The organism is Microcoleus sp. BROC3 (assembly GCF_036702515.1).
Lineage (GTDB): Bacteria > Cyanobacteriota > Cyanobacteriia > Cyanobacteriales > Microcoleaceae > Microcoleus.
This window is the reverse complement of record NZ_JAUBTQ010000006.1, coordinates 1-21,493: the sequence shown is the minus strand read 5'-3', so window position 1 is coordinate 21,493 and position 21,493 is coordinate 1. Positions and strand designations below refer to the sequence as shown.

Annotated in this window: 13 protein-coding genes and 1 tRNA gene; 8 read left to right on the top strand and 6 right to left on the bottom strand. The window is 44.1% G+C overall.

Features of this window, described 5'->3' with window-relative positions:
• Positions 1-85: 85 nt before the first annotated feature.
• The 6 genes from QUB30_RS05395 to QUB30_RS05370 all read left to right on the top strand — a co-directional run bounded on the left by QUB30_RS05395 (position 86) and on the right by QUB30_RS05370 (position 10,975).
• The gene (locus tag QUB30_RS05395) at positions 86-2,506 is read left to right on the top strand and encodes a sucrose synthase (protein WP_333330197.1); all 2,421 of its coding nucleotides are present in this window, start codon (positions 86-88) and stop codon (positions 2,504-2,506) included.
• A gap of 524 nt (positions 2,507-3,030) precedes the next feature.
• The gene (locus QUB30_RS05390) at positions 3,031-3,741 is read left to right on the top strand and encodes a peptidoglycan-binding protein (RefSeq protein WP_333330195.1); all 711 of its coding nucleotides are present in this window, start codon (positions 3,031-3,033) and stop codon (positions 3,739-3,741) included.
• A 365-nt stretch (positions 3,742-4,106) separates the two neighbouring features.
• Positions 4,107-4,188: transfer RNA gene (locus QUB30_RS05385), tRNA-Leu, on the top strand.
• A gap of 358 nt (positions 4,189-4,546) precedes the next feature.
• Complete coding sequence (locus QUB30_RS05380; RefSeq protein ID WP_333330192.1) at positions 4,547-6,616, top strand: class I SAM-dependent DNA methyltransferase; 2,070 nt, start codon at positions 4,547-4,549, stop codon at positions 6,614-6,616.
• Positions 6,613-7,956: a restriction endonuclease subunit S gene (locus QUB30_RS05375; protein ID WP_333330189.1), complete on the top strand. Its 1,344-nt coding sequence runs from the start codon at positions 6,613-6,615 to the stop codon at positions 7,954-7,956. Before QUB30_RS05380 ends, QUB30_RS05375 begins: the two co-directional genes overlap by 4 nt.
• A gap of 52 nt (positions 7,957-8,008) precedes the next feature.
• Positions 8,009-10,975, top strand: coding sequence for a type I restriction endonuclease (locus tag QUB30_RS05370; RefSeq protein ID WP_333330186.1), 2,967 nt, complete (start codon positions 8,009-8,011; stop codon positions 10,973-10,975).
• Here QUB30_RS05370 and QUB30_RS05365 read toward each other — a convergent pair.
• The 5 genes from QUB30_RS05365 to hetZ all read right to left on the bottom strand — a co-directional run bounded on the left by QUB30_RS05365 (position 10,972) and on the right by hetZ (position 17,017).
• Positions 10,972-11,223 carry a TniB family NTP-binding protein gene (locus tag QUB30_RS05365; RefSeq protein WP_333330528.1) on the bottom strand — a complete coding sequence of 84 codons (252 nt, stop codon included), beginning with the start codon at positions 11,221-11,223 and terminating at the stop codon, positions 10,972-10,974. The genes QUB30_RS05370 and QUB30_RS05365 overlap by 4 nt on opposite strands.
• A gap of 114 nt (positions 11,224-11,337) precedes the next feature.
• Complete coding sequence (locus tag QUB30_RS05360; protein ID WP_333330183.1) at positions 11,338-11,688, bottom strand: hypothetical protein; 351 nt, start codon at positions 11,686-11,688, stop codon at positions 11,338-11,340.
• 458 nt (positions 11,689-12,146) lie between these two features.
• Positions 12,147-14,513 (bottom strand): transglutaminaseTgpA domain-containing protein, encoded by a 2,367-nt coding sequence (locus QUB30_RS05355; protein ID WP_333330180.1) that lies wholly within the window; start codon positions 14,511-14,513, stop codon positions 12,147-12,149.
• Positions 14,514-14,772: 259 nt separating this feature from the next.
• Positions 14,773-15,843: a hypothetical protein gene (locus tag QUB30_RS05350; RefSeq protein ID WP_333330177.1), complete on the bottom strand. Its 1,071-nt coding sequence runs from the start codon at positions 15,841-15,843 to the stop codon at positions 14,773-14,775.
• Complete coding sequence (hetZ, locus tag QUB30_RS05345; RefSeq protein WP_333330173.1) at positions 15,836-17,017, bottom strand: heterocyst differentiation protein HetZ; 1,182 nt, start codon at positions 17,015-17,017, stop codon at positions 15,836-15,838. The genes QUB30_RS05350 and hetZ overlap by 8 nt, the downstream gene beginning before the upstream one ends.
• A 151-nt stretch (positions 17,018-17,168) precedes the next feature.
• Between hetZ and QUB30_RS05340 the strand changes: the two genes are divergently transcribed.
• Complete coding sequence (locus QUB30_RS05340; RefSeq protein WP_333330170.1) at positions 17,169-17,633, top strand: hypothetical protein; 465 nt, start codon at positions 17,169-17,171, stop codon at positions 17,631-17,633.
• Between the two features lie 195 nt (positions 17,634-17,828).
• On the opposite strand, the gene sds is transcribed toward QUB30_RS05340, so the two are convergent.
• On the bottom strand, positions 17,829-18,800 hold the full coding sequence (sds, locus tag QUB30_RS05335) for a solanesyl diphosphate synthase (RefSeq protein WP_333330167.1): 972 nt from the start codon (positions 18,798-18,800) through the stop codon (positions 17,829-17,831).
• Positions 18,801-20,607: 1,807 nt separating this feature from the next.
• On the opposite strand from sds, the gene QUB30_RS05330 reads away from it, so the two are divergent.
• The coding region (locus QUB30_RS05330; protein WP_333330164.1) for a transposase at positions 20,608-21,493 on the top strand (886 nt) is incomplete at its 3' end.

The window sequence follows — 21,493 nt, the reverse complement described above, 5'->3', positions numbered from 1 at the left end:
TAGCCGCTTAAAACAAAGGGCGATACTGTTTGAGTATCGCCTAATTCCACAGCGGAAATCCCAAGTCTTAAATAAGGGAGTATGTATGTCTGAACTCTTTCAGACTGTTATCGCCAGCGACGAAAAAACCGAGTTGCGTCAGTTTGTCAGCGATTTACGCGCTTTGGGTAACACATATTTACTGCGAAACGACATAGTTAACGCTTTTGCCGCCTACTGCACCAAATACGAAAAGCCCGAACAGTTCCATCAATCTTCTCTTTTAAGCAAACTCATTTACTACGTTCAGGAAATTCTTCTCGAAGAAGGCAGCCTTTGCGTCTTGCTGCGGCCAAAAATTGCTAAAATGGAAATAGTGCGAGTTGCAGACGACTTGACTGTTGAGCAGATGACAGTGCAAGAATTGCTCGATGTGCGCGATCGCTTAGTCAACCACTTTCACCCCCAAGAAGGCGACATTCTCGAACTAGATTTCGGCCCTTTTTACGATTATTCCCCCACAATTCGCGACCCCAAAAACATCGGCAAAGGAGTGCAATTCCTCAACCGATACCTTTCCAGCAAACTGTTTCAAGACCCCAGACAATCGCAGGAAACTCTATTTAATTTCTTGGGCATTCACCGCTACAACGGCGTACAATTACTAATTAACGATCGCATAAAATCCCAAGAACAACTTTCCGAACAAATCAAAAAAGCCCTCACCTTTGTCAGCGAACTTTCTGAAGAAGAACCCTACGAGAGATTTCGATTAGTTCTGCAAATGATGGGTTTCGAGGCAGGTTGGGGAAATACAGCCGCCCGCGTGCATGAAACCCTAGGACTTCTTGACCAATTAATTGATGCCCCCGACCCGCAAACCCTAGAACAATTTATTTCTCGCCTCCCGATGATTTTCAACATCGTCCTAGTTTCTCCTCACGGCTGGTTCGGGCAAGAAGGAGTTTTGGGGCGACCGGATACGGGAGGTCAGGTAGTTTATGTCCTCGATCAAGCGAAGAGTTTAGAGAAACAACTGCAAGAAGACATTCATCTTGCCGGTCTCGATAGTTTAGGAGTCAAACCTAAAGTAATTATTCTCACCCGGTTAATTCCTAACAGCGACGGCACGCGCTGCAACCAACGTTTTGAAAAAGTTCACGCCACAGAAAATGCTTGGATTTTGCGGGTTCCCTTCCGGGAGTTCAATCCCAAACTGACTCAAAATTGGATTTCTAGATTTGAGATTTGGCCTTATTTGGAAACTTACGCGATCGATGCCGAAAAAGAACTGCTGGCTGAGTTTCAGGGCAAACCAGATTTAATTGTAGGCAACTATTCCGACGGCAACTTGGTAGCCTTTTTGCTGTCTCGCAAACTCAAAACTACTCAGTGCAATATTGCCCATGCGCTGGAAAAATCTAAATATTTGTTCAGCAATCTTTATTGGCAAGAATCCGAGGAAAAATACCATTTTGCGCTGCAATTTACGGCCGATATAATTGCCATGAATGCAGCTAATTGTATTGTCACCAGCACCTATCAAGAGATTGTCGGCCAACCCGATAGTGTCGGTCAGTACGAATCTTACCATTGTTTTACGATGCCGGATTTGTACCACGTTGTGAACGGGATTGAACTGTTCAGCCCTAAATTCAACGTCGTGCCGCCGGGAGTTAACGAAAGTGTGTACTTTCCCTACACGCGGATTGAAGACCGCGTGCAAGGCGATCGCGATCGGCTCAACGAACTGCTATTTACTTTAGAAGACCCGGAACAAGTCTTTGGAAAACTAGACGACCCGCAAAAGCGCCCTTTATTTTCGATCGCCCGGCTCGATCGCATTAAAAACCTGACAGGCTTAGCAGAATTGTTCGGAAAAAGCCAGGAGTTGCAAGAAAAATGCAACTTAATTCTAGTAGCTGGCAAGCTGCGGGTCGAAGAAACCGACGACTACGAAGAAGCAGAAGAAATTAAAAAGCTCTACGCAATTATCGACCAATACAACCTTCACGGTAAAATTCGCTGGCTGGGAGTGAGGCTTTCCAAAAGCCTGTCCGGCGAAATCTACCGGGTAATCGCCGACACCCAAGGTATATTTGTTCAGCCAGCATTATTTGAAGCTTTCGGGTTGACAATTCTCGAAGCAATGATTACCGGGATTCCCACTTTCGGGACGCAGTTTGGCGGCCCGCTGGAAATTATTCAAGATGGCGTAAATGGTTTTTATATCAACCCGACAAACCACCCGGAAACCGCCCAAAAAATTGTAGAATTTTTATCGAAGTGCGAACACAATCCCAACTATTGGTATGAAATTTCAACCCGAGGGATTGACCGAGTTTACAGCACGTATACCTGGAAAATTCATACTACCAGGCTGCTGACGCTGGCGCGGACTTACGGTTTCTGGAACTACTCGTCCAAGGAAAACCGCGAAGATATGCTCCGCTACATAGAAGCGCTGTTTTATCTGATTTACAAGCCGAGAGCCAAGGCTTTATTGGCAGAACACGCGAACCGATAAGTGGCGACTTTTGCTTCTTACGGGCTGGTTGAAGGAAAAAACTTCGCCTCTGTCTCATGGATCGACTTTTTACACAACCCGCCCGTAAAGATTTGTGAATGACAGCAGGTTTTCTACAAGAAGACAGAGGCTAAGAAACGCGGTTTCTACTAAAATATTTGCTTTAGTAACAAAACATCTCGGAATCAACCGGGTTGATGAGCAATAGTGCGAACCGGCCCCTACTTCTAACACGTAACTTCCAACTAGCAACTTCTGAGTGCTGGTGTCCCCATTGCCGAAATTCTAGAGGCCGGGGCAGATATAGCAACCGCGCCAGACGCTTATAACGTTCTTAATGGCCCAAACCAATGCGGTCTATTACCCCTTCCCTCGGACTTTTTGTTACCCACTCGCGAATTGGAAGAGCCTTCTTCCTTCTTGATGCTGCTATATTTCTCAGAAAGCAGTCCGGGTAATACAATTAGATTTAGAAACTTGAAAACAGCGAAACCTTGTCAAACCTTACTAACAGGATGAAATTTATGCGTGTGACTACTGTTACGATTTTCAGCTTGATCGCTCTGCTAGTTCCCGCCTTGACCAGAAAGGCAACTGCTGCTTTCGACTCCCAACCCTTGGTGCAGGAACAGTACCGCAGAGACTTTGCAGCTCCCGCCGATCCGGGTGCGTCGGCATCGCCCGAAGCAAATTCGCAACAAGATATGTTTAACAAGCCTTTTTACGCCGGCGAGCAGCCGCCAGCGAGAAAGGAGAAAACTATCTCGGCGGGAGCTGACGGGCCAGAAGTGGCAGCCATACAGCAGCGCTTGCAGGTGCACAGTTTCAAGGTGGGGACGATCGACGGTACCTATGGCTCTCGCACTACATCGGCGGTTCGTGCCTTTCAGCAGTCTAAGGGTTTGAAGTCAGACGGCATTGTGGACAAAGAAACTTGGACAGCTTTAGCAGCAGATCCGGCATCAGCTTCTGAAACTGTGCAGAGCAATGCTCCTATTGTGAGCAATGCTGCTGTTCCCGGCAATCCTCCAACTGTTCTCAATAAAGGTGCTGTCGGTTCCAAGGTGAAGACGCTACAGGTTCGTTTGGAAATACAGGGTTACGATCCGGGCCCGATCGACGGCATTTTTGGCGCTCGCACTGCTACGGCTGTGAAGAACTTTCAGGAGTATAAGGGTTTAATGGCTAACGGCATGGTGGACGAAACAACCTGGAAGGCGCTAGGCCAAAAGTAAGTGACAAGTGAAAATTACGGAAAATTGCTGTGGCGATAACTCATGATTGAACCCGGTGTCCAAAAATGACCGGGTTTCTCGATGTTGGGCGATCGAGCAATTTGGTCATCAGCCTGGGAATTTATCCGTGGGTCGCTTCCTTCAATCTAAAATCTAAAATCTAAAATCTAAAATCTAAAATCGATTGACTGATGTAGAAGTTGGCGGTTGAGTGTTGACTGTTGACTGTTGACTGAAAGCAGGCTTGGTAAAAACCCCCGGATTTATCAGTGGGGCGCTTCCTTCAATCTAAAATCTAAAATCTAAAATCTAAAATCCCTTGACCGATCGCTCTGTTGTGTGCTATAGTAGTTGAATGTCAAAATGCGGATATGGCGGAATTGGCAGACGCGCCAGATTTAGGTTCTGGTTCCGAGAGGAGTGAAGGTTCAAGTCCTTTTATCCGCATAGCAAATTGTATTCCCAAAGCAAAAACTGTACAGTAACAAATTATTTGTCATTGTACAGGCGGTCATGACGCTACAACGGCTGAGGGAGAAGGAACAGGGGTTTACGAACTCGGTTTCGCTGCGGCGGTTTATGCTGTCGTGGGATTCATTCATAGCGATCGCTCCAAATGATAGAGTTTGATGGGGAGAAGGCGATCGCTCCCTAAAAAGCTGATGAGCTTGTTATTCCGGTATGGTTGGATACGATGCACCAACGGTAACATCAAAAGCTCAAGAAAACTTGACTATTTAGGAATATACAAAAAACTGTTTAATTGACATCACCGCAGAACGGAATTACTTAACTTTTAACTCCCATGAACCACGCGACACACAACACTATTGTTAACTTTATTTGGAAGATTGCTGATGAGGTCCTGCGGGATGTCTATGTGCGGGGTAAGTACCGCGATGTTATTTTACCTATGACGGTTTTGCGGCGTTTAGATTGTTTGTTAGAACCAACTAAAGATCAGGTACTTGAGCTTTATCAAAGACTGGAAGCGGGGAATTTTGGAGATAAAGCAGTAGCTCAACAATTACCGAGACTATCGGGTTATGTTTTTTATAATAAGTCTCAATTTACTTTAAAAAGCTTGCTAAATTTTCCTAGCCAGATTCGGGAAAATTTCGATAACTATTTAGATGGATTTAGCGATAACGTACAGGAGATTATTGCTAAATTTAGGTTTCGCAATCAACTTGAAACTTTAGAGGAAAGTAATCGGCTTTATTCATTAATTAATAAATTTACCGACAAGGAAATTAACCTTAGTTCTGAACCAGTAAAAAATTCAGCCGGAGAAATTATCCATGAAGGGTTGAGTAACCTTGGTATAGGTTCTGTATTTGAAGAGTTGATCCGCAAGTTTAACGAGGAGAATAACGAGGAAGCGGGGGAACACTTTACACCACGCGATATTATTCAATTAATGGTTAATTTGATATTTTTACCCATTGAAGAACAGATACAAAGCGGCACTTATTTAGTTTATGATGACGCTTGCGGCTCTGGGGGAATGTTAACAGAATCAGAAGCCTTTATTCAGGAGTTGGCAGAAAAAACAGGTAAAAAAGTCAAAATTGAATTATACGGTCAGGAAGTCAACCCGGAAACCTATGCTATTTGTAAATCGGATATGTTAATTAAGGGTCGAGATCCTGAAAAAATTCGGTTTGCTTCCACGATTTCTAATGACTATTTTTCGGATATGCAGTTTGACTTTATGCTGGCTAATCCTCCTTATGGTAAGTCATGGAGTGTGGATCAGGATGCTATTTTTGATGGTAAAAAAAAGGAAGTTAAAGACCCGCGATTTGCAGTCGAACATCCGGGCTTACCATCTGGAGAAAAACTCAATCTTTTACCCCGAAGTAGTGACGGTCAGTTATTATTTTTGGTGAATATGCTTTCTAAAATGAAGCAATCAACAGCTTTAGGGAGTCGCATTGCAATTGTTCATAATGGTTCGGCTTTATTTACGGGAGAGGCGGGAAGCGGGGAAAGTAATATTAGACGCTGGATTATTGAAAATGATTGGTTAGAATGTATTATTGGTTTGCCTTTGAATATGTTTTATAACACGCCTATTGCTACTTATATTTGGGTATTGTCTAACCGTAAGCCGGAACACCGGAAAGGTAAAGTACAGTTAATAGATGGGACTAAGTGGTATGGCAAATTACGGAAGAATTTAGGGAAGAAAAATTGCGAGTTAACGCAAACAGATATTAACCGGATTACTAAAACGTTTTTGGCGTTTGAAAATACAGAAGAATCTAAGCTTTTTGATAATGAGGATTTGGGTTATCACAAGATAACCGTTGATCGTCCTTTGCGGTTAACATTTCAGGTGACACCTGAACGGGTAAAGCAGTTTCAGGAGAAAGCACAACCGAAACTTTATCCAATTTTAGGCACTTTGAAAGATTTATTTGGCAGTGAAACCCACAAGGATTTTAACCACGTTAAGCAGGTTTTGGAAAAAGCCTTAAAGGTGGATGAAATTAAGTTAACCAAATCTGATTTTAAGTTGATTTATGATAGTTTTACCGAGAAAGATGAAACCGCAGAGCCTGTAATTAAGAAAAAGACAAAGGAATGTGTAATTTATGAGCCTGATTCTGAGTTACGGGATACAGAAAATGTGTCGCTAAAGGAAAGTATTGAAGAATATTTTGAGCGTGAGGTTTTGCCCCATATACCGGATGCTTGGATAAATTATGAAAAAACAGTCAGGGGTTATGAAATTTCATTTACTAAGTATTTTTATAAGTTTAAACCATTGCGGAGTTTAGAAGAAATAGCGGCGGATATTTTCGCTTTGGAATCAGAAACAGAAGGTGTACTACGTCAAATTGTTGAAGGTGAGGAGGTGGGAAGATGAAGCGTTATCCAGTTTATAAGGATTCAGGCATTGATTGGTTAGGGGAAATCCCTGAACATTGGCAACAAAGTAGTATTCGTGGGGTGACTAAATCAGTAGCGCAAAGAAACCGCTCTGATTTACCTTTACTAGCTGTTTACCGTGATTATGGTGTTATCTATAGAGACTCTAGAGATGATAATCACAATAGAGTTCCTGAAGACTTAAGTAACTACAAAGTAGTAAAACCTGGGAATTTGGTACTTAATAAAATGAAGACATGGCAAGGTTCTCTTGGTGTGTCTGAATTTGAAGGAATTGTTAGCCCTGCTTACATTATTTGTGAAGTTTCCACCCATGTACATTCACGTTTTATTCATTACCTTCTAAGATGTTATAGGTATATTTTTATCTATAATAAGATTTCTTATGGTGTGCGTGTCGAGCAATGGGATATGCACTATGAAGATTTTAAGCAAATTCCTATTTTTTTACCTTCTGTTGAAGAACAAAAAGCGATCGCACACTTCATAGACCGCAAACTCGAAGAAATAGACCACTTCATCCGCAACAAGCAACGGCTAATTGAATTACTCAACGAACAGAAAACCGCCATAATTAACCGTGCTGTTACCAAAGGGATTAACCCTAATGCACCCATGAAGCATTCTGGTATTGAGTGGTTGGGGGAAATTCCGGCACACTGGGAGGTTATCAAAATTTCACGCATTGCAAAAGTTGTGAATGGAACAACTCCTGATAAAAATCGCCTAAAATACTGGAAATCAGGTTCTATACCTTGGATTTCTAGTGGAAAGGTTAATGACTATATAATTACACAACCCACAGAGAAAATAACTGAAGCTGCATTAAAAGAATGTTCTCTCCGTATTATGCCAGCAGGATCGGTTGTTATAGGCTTGGTTGGACAGGGTAAAACTCGTGGGAAAAGTGCAAGGCTTGCAATAGATACTTGTATTAACCAGAACTTAGCTTGCATAATTCCAAAACTTAATTTAGATAGTGTGTTTTTACATTTTGTTTTGATTGCTCTCTATAATCCAATTAGAGAATTAGCTAGAGGTGGAAATCAGGAAGCCCTAAATTGTCAAATCATAGGAGAAATTCGGATACCTTTTCCTCCAATTTCAGAACAACAGGTAATTGCTGCCTATATCGATATGAAAAGTGCTGAGATAAATATTTCAATTAATCAAATCCAAAAAAGCATTGAACTTATCCAAGAATACCGCACTACCCTAATTTCCGATGCTGTCACCGGAAAAATAGACGTAAGGGGGTTTGACAATGCCAACGATACAGCAAATTCCCCCAAACCTCCCGAACTTGCGACAATGTAGCCAATATTTATAGCACAACCTACAATTGTATTAACCCAGTCTCCAGAATCCTATGACCTCAACTGATACCTCAGAAAAAGGTTTAGAAGCCTTAATCGAAAAAAGCCTAATTGAAACATCCCATTATGTCAAAGGTCAACCCAACGACTACGATCGCATCTATTGTATAGATAAAACTCAACTCCTGCAATTCCTCCGCCAAACTCAACCCAAAGAAATCGCCCAACTCGAAACCAAATATCAAACCAAATTTGAACAAAAACTTCTGCAACGCATCTCCGACCAAATTAAAACTAAAGGCATTATTGATATCCTGCGAAACGGCATTAAAGCCGATGAAGTTAGCCTAACTCTCTACTATAAAAAACCTGACTCCCAACTCAACCCCCAAGCTATCCAACGCTACAACGCTAATATTTTTTCTGTAACTCGCCAACTTCAATACAGCGACAATAGAAAACGCCTTTCCCTAGATATGGCAATTTTCATCAATGGCTTACCCGTCATCACCTTTGAACTCAAAAACAACCTAACTAAACAGAATGTTAAAGATGCCATGCGGCAATACCAAAAAGACCGCGATCCCAAAGAACCTTTATTCAGCTTTGCCCGTTGTTTAGTGCATTTTGCCGTTGATGACGAACTAATTTTTATGACTTCCGAACTCAAGGGAGAAAAAACAGTTTTTCTTCCCTTTAATAAAGGTCAAAAATCCGAACAAAACCTACTTTTCCCCGATAGTGCTGGCAACCCCATCAACCCCAACGGACTCAAAACAGATTACCTCTGGAAACAAATTCTAACTAAGTCTAGCCTGAGTAATATTATTGAAAAATACGCCCATATTGTTAAAGAAAAAGCAGAAGGAAAACAAGAGAAAAAGAAACTAATATTTCCCCGTTACCACCAACTCGACACAGTACGGCAACTCCTAACCGATGTTAAAACCGATGGTATAGGCAAACGTTATCTCATTCAACATTCCGCAGGTTCCGGTAAAAGTAACTCGATTAGTTGGCTAAGCCATCAACTCGTAGAACTCACCGACACCAGCGAAACTCACACAATTTTTGATTCTATTATTGTAGTTACAGATCGCATCGTCCTAGATAAACAAATCCGTGATACTATCAAACAATTCGCCCAAGTTAAAGGTGTAGTAGAAGCTATCACCGCAGGTAGCAAACAATTACAACAAGCCTTAGAAAACGGCAAAAAAATTATTATTACAACCGTCTTCAAATTTACCTATATTGTTAAAGAAATCCAGTCATTAGCCAATAAACGCTTTGCCATTATTATTGACGAAGCCCACTCCAGCCAAAGCGGAAGTACCGCCGCTAAAATGAGCGCATCTTTGAATAAAGAAACAGGGGAAGAAGAAGAAACCACCGAAGATAGAATCCTGCGGATTATTGAAGAACAAAAACTTTGCAATAATGCCAGTTACTTTGCCTTTACCGCCACACCGAAAAATAAAACCCTAGAAACTTTCGGTATTCAAAATCCCGCCGACGGTAAATTTTATCCTTTCCATAACTATTCTATGAAACAAGCCATTGAGGAAGAATTTATCCTTGATGTCTTACAAAATTATACCACTTATAACAGCTATCATAAGCTTCAGAAAAAAATTGAAGATAATCCCCAATTCGATACTAAACGAGCTAAGAAAAAGCTAAAAAAATATGTAGAAGGACATCCCCACGCCATCCGCCAAAAGGCAGAAATTATGATCGATCACTTTATGGATGAAGTGATTAGTCAACGGAAGATTAACGGACAAGCTAAAGCAATGGTTGTCACCAACGGCATTGAAAGCGCCATTCGCTACAAACTCGCCTTTGATATTTACCTACGAGAAATCGCCTGTCCTTATAAAACTATTGTTGCCTTTTCTGGCAGTAAAGAAGTTGATGGAAAATCCGAAACAGAATCTTCAATGAATAGCTTTCCCAGTAAAGATATAGCCGATGAGTTTAAAAAAGATGAATATCGCTTTTTAATCGTTGCTGATAAATATCAAACCGGATTCGATCAGCCCCTATTACACACTATGTATGTCGATAAAACCATAGCAGATATCAAAGCAGTTCAAACATTATCCCGCCTCAACCGTGCCTATAAACCCGATAAAAAAGATACGTTTATTCTTGATTTTGTTAACTCAGCCGATACCATTAAAGCCGCCTTTGACCCTTTCTATAAAACCACTATTCTCAGCGAAGAAACCGATCTAAACCGCCTCAACGATTTACAAGACGCACTCGACGCATATCAAGTTTATTCCCCGGATCAAGTTAATGAATTTATGGATTTATTTATTAATGGTGTAGAACGCGATCGACTAGACCCGATTCTGGATGAATGCCAACAAACTTTTAAAGATGACTTAGACGAAAACGACCAAGCTGATTTTAAGAAAAAAGCTAAATCCTTTGTGCGTAATTATGAGTTTCTAGTGCAAATTCGCCCGTTTCGTAACCCTGACTGGGAAAGCTTAAAAACCTTTCTCAAATTGCTTGTTAACAAACTTCCTAGCCTCAATGATGCTGACTTATCCAAAGGAATTTTAGAAAGTATTGATATGGATAGTTACAGAATAGAACGACAAACTACTCTAGCTATTCAACTTGAAGGTAGCGTAGAAATTGCGCCCCCACCTCCCGATACAAGCGGCAGCAAATACGCTCCTAATATTGATGTACTCAGTAATATTATTCAAGATTTTAACGCTCGCTTTGGGAATATTCAGTGGACAGAACAAGACCAAGTGCGGCGGTTCTTATTTGAAGACTTACCCGAAGAAATTAGTAAAGACGAAGAGTATCAAAACGCCAAACAATACTCAGACCGTCAAAATGCCAAAATTACCTTTGATAAAAAGTTAGTCGATAAGTTTCAAGAATTCATCTTCGACCACACAGATGTCTATCGCAAGTTTACCGAAGATCCCGACTTCAAAGCATGGCTGAGTGACACACTATTTAACATGGACTATGACAAAAAGGCCGCTTAGGGCTCGCGAATTTTGGCGATCGTTCCCTTAACCACCTGATACTTCAAATGCTCAAAAATCACCCCAAACAATTCCTTCGCGCCACACTCTTGCGGAATTTGGATGTAAGCCACAGGAACCGTTGGCGGCTGTCCCGGCTGCTGCTTAGGTTTGTGTCGCAACCTGTAAGCATCACACCCCATAGTTTTACCCGTCCTCGACTCACCGACAACCCGCCCCGACTGCCGAGACTGGCGCTTTCCTTCCAGCCAACCCTCTACAAAGAAGCTGAAGTCACTTGACTCCAGCCTTGTTTAACAGAAAATGCGGATTATGCACCCTGAATAATACACTGCTTTTAAAGCTACCTAACAGCTTAATTCTTACTCCTCAACAACTAAAGCAGGATTCTCACAAAAGTCAAACTTCGCCGGCGGCGACATAGTCCCATCTACATATCCTATTTTTATCCACTGGCTGCAAGCTTCGTGATTAGTATGTTCACCCCAAACTATTTCTCCTTCAGTCTGGGGAGCAATATTACTTTCGAGAGAAAAGTAACCCCAAGTTTCGCCATCTTCAGATACCAATACCTGGCTAATTGCTACATCAGTCTTGTTCTCAACTGTAAATGTGAATTCCTCAGCTTTAGTTGGGTTAGCGAAAATAGAGACTAAGCTCAAAGCTGCACCTGCGGTTGCAACTGCGAGTTTTAACAATTTCGGAGTGATCATAGTATATTATGTCTTTGCTATTGTTTTTGGATAATTTGTCCTACTTCTAGGATAACACAAGAACTCCCTGATGCAATAGTTTAATTGTTATATAAAAAAATATTTTTTTTACCGTTCGTATAACTAATATAGGAAATAATTTTAATTCTTTTATATGTTGGTTAAGTAATAATTTAAATCAGTAAATTTTATTGGGCATTTGTGATAAATATACGTGGCAGATTCTCGATTATGGCAAAGTAGTTTTCTGCCACTTTACTATATCTTTAAAGGACAAAAAACACCGAGAACACCACCCATCCATCCACGATCGCACCCCTGCATCCCTTTAAACTGCCACTCGATCCGGTGACAAGGCGACTCAGCCCCCGACAACTTACCAAACCGATGACTTGACCGAAAACGGTTATAAACCTTTTCATCCAGCTTAATCACCGCATCTAAGCGATCGGTATCGCCTAAAACCAGCGCTTTTTGAGTTTCTTCAAGTGCGATCGCCTCAAATTTTCCACCAACCCCCGCAACTGGTTCAAATTACCCGCTTCGCCGCCATACTTCCACCGCACGTAAGCTTGCGAAACCTCATCAATCACCTCAGCTTCATCAGTTGCATGATTACCGCGCATAGCCTCAGCATACTCCAAAGGCGTTTGAGCTTTCTGCTTGCCAAAACCCCTACTCGCCAAATCCTTCAGCATTTCCTGATAAACCCCCTCCACCGGCGGCAACTTCGCCAGCCAGCGGCGGTAGCGCCACTTGCGCCACACTTGCCAAATTAACCAGCCAATAAAGCCAAAGGCGATCGCAGCAATTAAGCCAGTAAATAACCCCACCCAACCCCTAGAAAACTGTCCTAGAAACCAGCCCACAATCAAAGTTATCCAGCCAATTAGAAAACCTATAACTGAATCCAGCCCGCTTCTGAGAGGAGTCGGTAGCCAACCCGCGATCCACTTCCAAAACGATTCCAGCGCACTAAAAGTCTGGTTGTCTTCCACCGAAGCCGGAATCAGCGGATAACCGGGAATCGGATTAAAAGCAAACCAGCCGTTATTGGGAAAATATACCTCCGTCATCAAGAAAGCATCGGTATTTTTCACAACATAGTAACCAGTAAACGGGTTAAATTCCCCCGTATCGAAACCCCCCGCCAGTCGCGCCGGAATCCCGATCGACCTCAGCATAATTGTCAGTACCGTCGAAAAGTGGTCTGGATACCCCCCAGTAACTTTTTTGCCATCCTGGGTGTTTTTGTAACCAAACAGAAAACCCTCCACTAAATCTTCACTTTCCTCTAAGTAAGGCAAAGCTTTTTCAATTTTATAATTAGGGTTTTGCTTCAAATATTGAGCTAAGTACAAAGCTTTTTCGTAAGGAGAATCGATCGGTCTGTCCGACTGAGATACTCTAGTTCTTGCTGCCAAAATTTCTTCAGTTTTTTCTCGCACCTTCTGGGCAATTTTCGGCGGCACATCCAAATAGAAGTTGCGAATATTTTTCGGGTAATTAGTACCAGTTTTCCCTAACAAAGCTCGATCGCGAAAAGGCACATTAGAAATAACTGTATAAGTCACACCCTCTCCCAATTCCGCAGGCGATCGCAAACCCCCCTCCGCATCAATCGCCACCTCTGGACTCGGAAAATAAAGTTCCCTCGGCTTGTTTAAAGCCGGAATCAAATTCGGCAATGGAGCAACAATAGTATAACTTTGAATCACCTCTTGAGTCCGAGGCGCATTGGGAAAAGGATTCAGATAAAATTGATAAGACCACCTAGGTCTATTCAGCTTTTGAGCTTGTTCGTTGCGAGAAATTTCCCAACCCTGACCGGTGTATTTGTCGAAGCCCAATACTCGCCAAAAACCCGCAGCCTGCGATCGCACCCGCATCACCACTTGGGGTTTCATTTCCCCCCGCAAATTTTGATTGATGCGCTGGTTGAAACCGTAATAAAAAGTAGAGTCTACCTCTCCTGGCCCAGAGTCTGGGTTTCTCCCCCTTCCTCCGCCAGTCCCTTTTTCATTTCCCCCTCTAACATACCCCGGATTCAGAATGCTGCGCGAGTCAAACTCCCCCTGATATTCAATAGGAGCACTCACCGGAAAAGTCCGCAACTGATAGCCAGGGAGGCGTGGCAAAAACGCAAAAATAGTCAGCCCCAACCCGACAGTTATCAGCAGCAACAAACCAAAATACTTGGGAGACAATGTAGCCGCAAATAACGACCAGTTATTGTTTTTTTCTTTACCTTCTACCTTCTGTTTTCTATCTTCTACCTTTGAGAGTCCCAAGCGCGATCGATAATCCAAAACCAAAGTCGGAAGCGCTAAAGCCAAAAACACCAACAACAGCGGTCCAAAAGTCAAGGTTTGGCTGAGAGTCGCTGCTACCCCTAACAAAATTAGCCCGATTACCATCGAATAGCCCAAATCCTTGCGGCGGGGCAAATCGAAACTGTGCAGCACTTGAAGTTGGATTAACAGTTGCGCCAAAACTAACCGCGTATCATTCAATTCTCCCACCAAGCGGCTAAAAAAAGCGAACAGCGCCACCAGCATTCCAATAGCTATGCAGAACTTAGCAGCTACATTGCGATCGCGGCGGCGGTACCAACTCCAAGTTGCTCCCACAATACTAACAGGCACAGCCCACAGGTTCAGCGCTTCTTCAGCAGCAACGTCAGTAGCTACAATTCCCACAATTACCAACAACTGAACTAGGATTCGCAGCAGTAAAGAATCCTCAATCACCGGCGGAGGCATGGCCTCAATCTGCTCCCACAGCTTACCCAAAACAGGTATATTTCGCAGGTTATCAGTTGTCATGTGCACCCATCCAACAATTTTAGATTGTAGATTGTAGATTTTAGATTGAATCCACAGATAAATCTGGGTTTTAACTAATATCTAAATCTTATTTCTCTGTCATTAGATTTTAGATTGACTCCACAGATGAATCTGCGGGCTTGAACTAATATCTAATTTTTTTGGCTTTCCACGACAGAAGTCGAGGGATTGCATCTGTTTGTGTGTGAGGTCAAACCAGAGAGTAAAAACCTAAATTTTTTACTCTAAATAGACCTTTCTAGTTGCTATCTTGTCCTGCCCCAATTGGACGAATAGCAAACATTAGAGGTCTGGTATCGAAGTTTTGGAATCGAACTTCTAGAGCATAAGTCTTGTCAGGTTGCGGGTCAAACAACTCCACGCTTAAATGCCCGGAATTCGGACGCTGTGCAGTTGCTTCGGCATCTCCTCCCTTGAGTTCCAAACTTCCTGCCCCCGGAAATTCGCACTCAACTCTTAAACACGGCATTGGCTGTTCTCTGTTGCAGTTCGACAGGTATTGAGCCTCTATAGTCAGCGAACCCAAAGCCGTCAGCCACTCCCGCGAAACCGGCGGCTGATTCACAGGACAATCTAAAGTTAGAGACTCAATGATTTCCTTGGCGGCCAACAGCGACAGCACCATTTGTTGATCGGTACTGGCTGCTTCGTAATTCGGGAAATCTTCTAAATCTAGAAGTCCCCGCAAAGAACCTCGGAGCACTAAACCAGCTAACTCGTTGAGTTCCTGAGACTGGCCCGGAAATAAGCCATCTACAGCGCGAACTAACTTCGAGCCTTGCCGCAGCGACGACATTACCAGTTCCTGACAAGGTTCTAGCAGTTGAGCAAAAACCCCTTGGGCGATCGGAATTGGCAGGCGGCCCCACCTGATATTTTGTAGTTGGGGAGTCCAGAGGTGCAGGGGGGGAACCCATTGCGGGGCTACATCGTCTGGGTAATCGTGGTCGTAGCTTTTGAATTCTGTTTCCCAGGGGAACAGCGGCGGGTTGGATTCAATTTCGGCTCTAAGCCTTTGTTTTAACAAGGTCTGAAAACGGTCTTGCACGGTCGGTATTTCTCCAATTGTCAGCGGTTGTGCGGGTGCATTGCTGTGCGCCCCCACTTGATAGTCCAGCGGGTCTGGTTCGTCCCATTCCCAGTATTCCACCCCGGAATTCTCTTCTGTGTCGCCCCACTCTTGTGAGCGAGGGGACGGATTGAGGTTTTCCTCATCTTGGCTAGAGGCATTCGCGATTGGCGCCTGCAATATCCAGTCTAAAAAATGGCGCTCGAAAGCCTCTGCATCCCTGTTCGTTTCGTTATTCATCACTAGATGCCCCTTCTCCGGAATCTGAACGATTTCGCAATTCCCACGCAAGTTCCAGCAATTTAAACCACCGCTTCTGTACCTGGGCTACCGTGCTGCCGAGGGTTTGGGCGATCGCTGACTCTGACAGACCTTGTTGCTTCAACTTTAGCAAACGCTGTCCCTCTGGGCCAATTTGCTCGCCAAAATCCTGCCACTGAGAAGGCAGCAAACCCAGATTTCGATCTAAGTCTGCTTCCAGCCACTGGTGAACGAGTTCCCAGCGGTGCGACATGGCGAACCTGAGCAAATGGTACTTGAAGCGCTGCTGCAAATAGTCTCTTTGGCGGGGAGTTATGCCCAAGAGCGACTCTATTTCATTAGTCGGTAAGTCTTGCAAGCGCAGCACGAAGTAATCGGCGCAGTCTTGTTGGTTGCGCTCTTTCAAGTAAGCGACTAATTCGTCAATCACGTTTTGCCGCAGAGATTCTGACTCGTCGCCTAGCGGGCGAATTGCCGCCGAACCCTGTCCGGCCATCGCTTCCCGCACCGAGTGCACCGAGGTATCATTCCAAGTTTGGTCGGAATCTGTAGACCCCCCGTCGGCGGCTTGTTCCATGTCTACGGAGGTTTCTTTGGGCTGCTGCTGAGAAAAGGTTTGGGCCCGTAAAATAATTAGTTGCTGGCTGCGGTTCCGAGGCAAAGGAATGCGCCGCTTGCCAAAGCGCTCTACAAAAGCCATGTACTCTGCTAGTTCTAAGCGAGTGCGGGGACTGTATGTAGGTGGCAGTTGGGTTTCGCGCCGGAATGCCTTTAAAGCTTCGAGATAAAATCCTTGCAAAAAATCTTTGATCAGTTCTACTCGCGCCTGATAGCTAGACTGCACCTGGGGAGGAGTGATGTAGCGATAGACGATCGCGCTGAGGGTACTGTGCAATTCTACTCGCCCGGGCCCGGAACCTAAATTGTGATAGTGGAGGCATTGTTGCAAGCGGTGCTGGGCGAGACTTAGGGCCGAACCTTCTATGTCTCCAGAGGCTTGAATCCGCTGGCTTTCGGTGCATATCCTGTTGACTTCTGCTGCGAGTCGTCCTGCTACATCCCGGCAGTTCTGCTCAGACGCGCGAGTGGACTTTTTGAGTTCGTCTAACAGCAGTTGAAAGATGGTTTCCACGCTCTGGCAGATTTCCCGCATGATAGTTTACAGCTAACAATGAAACTAGCACACCCTGCGACTTTAAATTTGGGATTTTACATTTTATAGTGGGCAGTGCTGGGTATCACATACTTGGACGCCCACCTGTTACCCTGAAATTCTTAAACTCAAATCTCAAATTAACTGACTGATGGATTTAGACCAACAGATTCAAGCACTGATCGAAAAAGCTCCGCCCGACGGTTCGACGCCACAAATCTTAAAGGCGATCGCTCCTGCCCTGGTGTTAATTGCCCAACAGCTACAGCACCTGGAATACTCGATCCTGCAAGCGGTAGACCAAAGTTGGGCGATCGTGGTTTTGAGCAATCTCAAGCAACCGGGACGGGAGAAGAGGGTGATTTATGCTTGGAGCAGTCTTAAAGATGCGTCGCAGGCGGCGACGGCTGGGGGCGATCGCCTCAGACCGGTGACTTTGCCTGTTACTCACATTTTATTTCAGATGATAGCTCTTGAAGGTCTAGACAGCATTGTTTTTTTTGAAAGTCCAGGCAATCAGGAAGTGGGGACGGAAATCCCTCGCGAGCAAATACAGAGCTTAATTAACGTTTACTTGCAACAGTATCGATCTGCTCCACCGCCGGATATTGCCTAAACAACTCAATTTTCTATTAATTGGTAATAGGGCATTAGGTATTGGGCATTACCCATTACCAATTCCCCATTACCAATAAAGTCAGTCCTGGACGCACCGACTCAAACTGTAGGGTGAGCACTGCGAACCTTAGCACTACAGATAGTGTAAAAAATGATTTCTTGCGTAAGTCCTAAAAGTGTAACTTTTTCACCTCTAATAAAGTCTACTCAAAACGTATTCAGCCAAATCAATCAAAGCTTGACGGGACTCTGAATGGGGCAGCGCCGCTAAGTATTCGACGGCTTTCTGTGCGTGATTTGTGGCTAGTTCTCGCGATCGCTCTATGCCTTTAGAATCTTCTACCAGTGCCAGGGCCTGCTCTATATCTCCTTCTTGAGCAAACTCCCTATCGACGAGAACTTCCAAGAAAGGCTTTTCTTCTAGGGCAAATAATGCTGGTGCTGTCAGATTACCGCTTCTGAGATCCGAGCCTGCTGGTTTACCCAAAGTTTCCGTGGAAGCGGTGAAATCTAATATATCATCTACTATTTGGAATGCCAAACCAATGTTGCGACCGTAGTTGTACAAATCGTCTGCTATTTCCACTGAAACCTCGCTCAAACAGCCCGCTGCTTTGGAACTGTTGGCAATTAAAGACGCTGTTTTGTAATAACTTTTTTCTAGGTACGCTTCGATCGACAAGCTGGTGTCAAATCCATTTAGTCCCTGTTGAATTTCCCCCTCAGCTAAATCCATAATCACTTCTGAAAGCAGTTTGACTACTGGCAGGTTGTCCAGATTTGCCAAATGCCAGGAAGATTGAGCAAACAGAAAATCTCCTGCCAATACTGCCACTCGGTTGTTAAACCGACTGTGAACCGTCGGCACTCCCCGCCGCAGATCCGACTCGTCAACCACGTCGTCGTGCACTAGACTAGCTGTGTGGATCATTTCCGTGATTTCAGCGAGGCGGCGGTGTTTTTCCGTGATTTCCCCATCGGGCATAGTCGCCTTGGCCATCAACAGAACGATTGCGGGTCTCACTCGTTTTCCCTTTGTGCCGAATAAGTATTCTGCAGCCGCGTACAAGATGGGATGACGGGCACCCACTAACTGTTTTAAGTTTTCTGTCAACAGTCGCAGGTCTTCTTCAACCGAGGAAAATAGGAGAGTGCTAGAGATCATGGATACGCCGACTCAAGCCGTAAAGTAACAAAATTTTACATATCATATCTTTATTTTAAGGTAATTCTCTGCAATAGAAAAGAAAAATTTAGGCGATCGCCAGTTATTTGTCATCTGCAGGCCGATGGGAGTGACCCGACTCCAAGAGACGAGTAGCCCGCGGCCAGAGGGGTTGCCCCTATTGTATCGAATTGTTAAGTACACTGCCAAAAAATCTCTAAATCCCAGAAACCCTGTGTTATTATAGCTATTAAGGATTTAAACAATTCTATACATTAAGTACAGCCAGACTGGCAGGTAACTTTTAGGTGCCTGTAAAAGTTTCGTAGAGCCAGCCTTGTTAGTCGATCGCAGCGAAAATTTCTGGGACAGATTTTTAGTTCCTCGCGGCTAAAAGTTTTCAGAAGTTAAGAGTAGCGCATCTTATGTGCACGGTAGCTCAAAGCAGCTAAAGTGGATAGTTTTAGGCTGTTTAAGCATCTGTAAAGCAGTAAATCATTGTTGATGACCGGGAACGCCTAAATGTTCCCGCAGGCTTGATATGGAAAAGCAGCCTTCAGAACCAAGGCATGGTCTTGCGTGCTGACTTAATGTAGTAGGTCTTGAACTTGTCCTCCTCCTCCTAGTCCTTGACTTTTGGTTCTAATTATGATTTATCGCGATATTCCTCTAATTATTCCCATTCTGGCCGCCGGCTATGTAATGACTATTTATGTACTGCTGATGTTGGCCGAACGCAGCGCTAAAATAACTCGATTAGGCGAGTAGTGCACTGCTCGGCAGCCGAATTCGGCAGCAGCGCTCTCGCTTCACCGCAGAGAATTCCGAATACTCAATAATAACCCTGCCTTGAATGCTTGCGCACAAAGGCAGGGTTATTATTTACAATTGCCGGCACCGTGATTTTCTGGGGTACAAGTTACTGCAACACTTTGGACAGTTTCAAGGCTTAAGCATAGGGACGCTTATTTCCCTACGCAAAATTTTGCGACCAGGAACGACAAATATACGAATAAACCGGGTTTCTTCGGTCTGCGTGCGTAAGCGAACTAAGTTTTGAGGTCGTAGTCTGAAACCTTGATTTACCAGAAAGCTTATAGTGTGCCTCGGCAAGGGAAGCCCTCTTACCGATCGCCCTGAAACCATTATTCTACGGTTGGCAATCAAAAACTGTCCGAAGTGTTGCTGTAGGGAAATTCACCGAGTTCTGCTTTTTTCTACGCGGCTTGGGGGGTCGTTTTAAACGCGGAATCTCAAGACATTCAACCGGCAAATAAGTTAGCCAAATTGGCTTTAAACTTAGTATTGATGTTCAATGCCAAAAGCCTGTGAGGCAGCAGGATATTATATGTAGTAGCAGCTTGTATCGCTCACAGCAAATATCGTGTCATGGAAACCCTACCAATGTTCCTATAAAGCTATCAAAGCGCGCTCAAAAAGAAAGATTTTGAACTTGTCGGTTATGGTGACAAAGCCAAATATCAATATTCCTATTTTTTATGGCAAGAGCTTACAGACCTCTAACATGAAATTGCCGCGTCTAGCAACCTGCTCGCTTAACTCAAAAATCAATAAACTTGCAGTGCAATCACATATTTGATCTAGCGGTGCTTAACTGCCTGACTCAGACCGATATTCCCTGCACTTTCTCGATACCTTGCCCAGCAGAGCATCTGCTGCTACAGATAGAGCAGCTAAAGTACTGGAGTTTAGACTAACAAGGGAAAGAAAAGGGAGCCTGTGATTGCCACAGGCTCCCTAAAGGCAGAAAATTGAGAATTAGCAAAAAACCTCAAATCTGCCTGCCATGAATTGTGAAGCCTTGAGAGAATTTCGTCAACAAGCCTATAAAATGCTAGGTCAAGCCAAAGATGCCACCTTTGAGCTGATGGATGCAGTGATGACCACGCCAAAAGCCAATTGTTTAACAGAGATGGCGCTCAACCCATTGTTCCGAAGACAATGGTCAAGCGTGTCCGAAGCCTTACAGGACTGTCAGCCAGACCGAGAACAATTAATGAAACTGTATCTTCAGCAGATGTCAGGAGTAGAGCGACCGATCTTAGCAGTAGATCGCACAGCGTGGGCGAGACCTGATGCACCAACCTTGAGGGAGCGTACCTATGAACATCAAGCCACTGCAATTCATGGCAATAAACCGATAGCAATCGGCTTGGGCTACAGCACAATTGCCTGGATACCCGAAGCGCAAGGGAGTTGGGCCTTACCCTTAAGACACGAACGAATCACCAGTTGGGATACACCCATCAGTCAAGCGGCATGGCAGTTAGAACAAGTGATAGCAGGGTTGCCACAACGACCATTAGTATTATTTGACCGGGAATATGGCTGTGCCAGTTTAGTTTTGCAGACTGCCCATCTCAAAGCCGACAAGTTAATCCGGCTGCGTTCTAATCGCTGTTTATACTCTGCCCCACCAGCTTATTCTGGCCGAGGGCGCCCCCGTAGTCACGGGAAGAAATTTCAGCTCAATGACCCCCAAACTTGGTGGGCTGCTGAGGAGATGGTAGAATTAGATGACCCAAAGCTAGGACAATTACAAATCAGAAGGTGGGATAACTTACACTTTCGTTCTAGTGCTGAACATCCGATGACATTGATATTGGTAGAGCGAAAGGCTCTCGGTAGTAATTGTCGTCAGGTTAAACCTTTATGGTTAGCATGGATAGGTG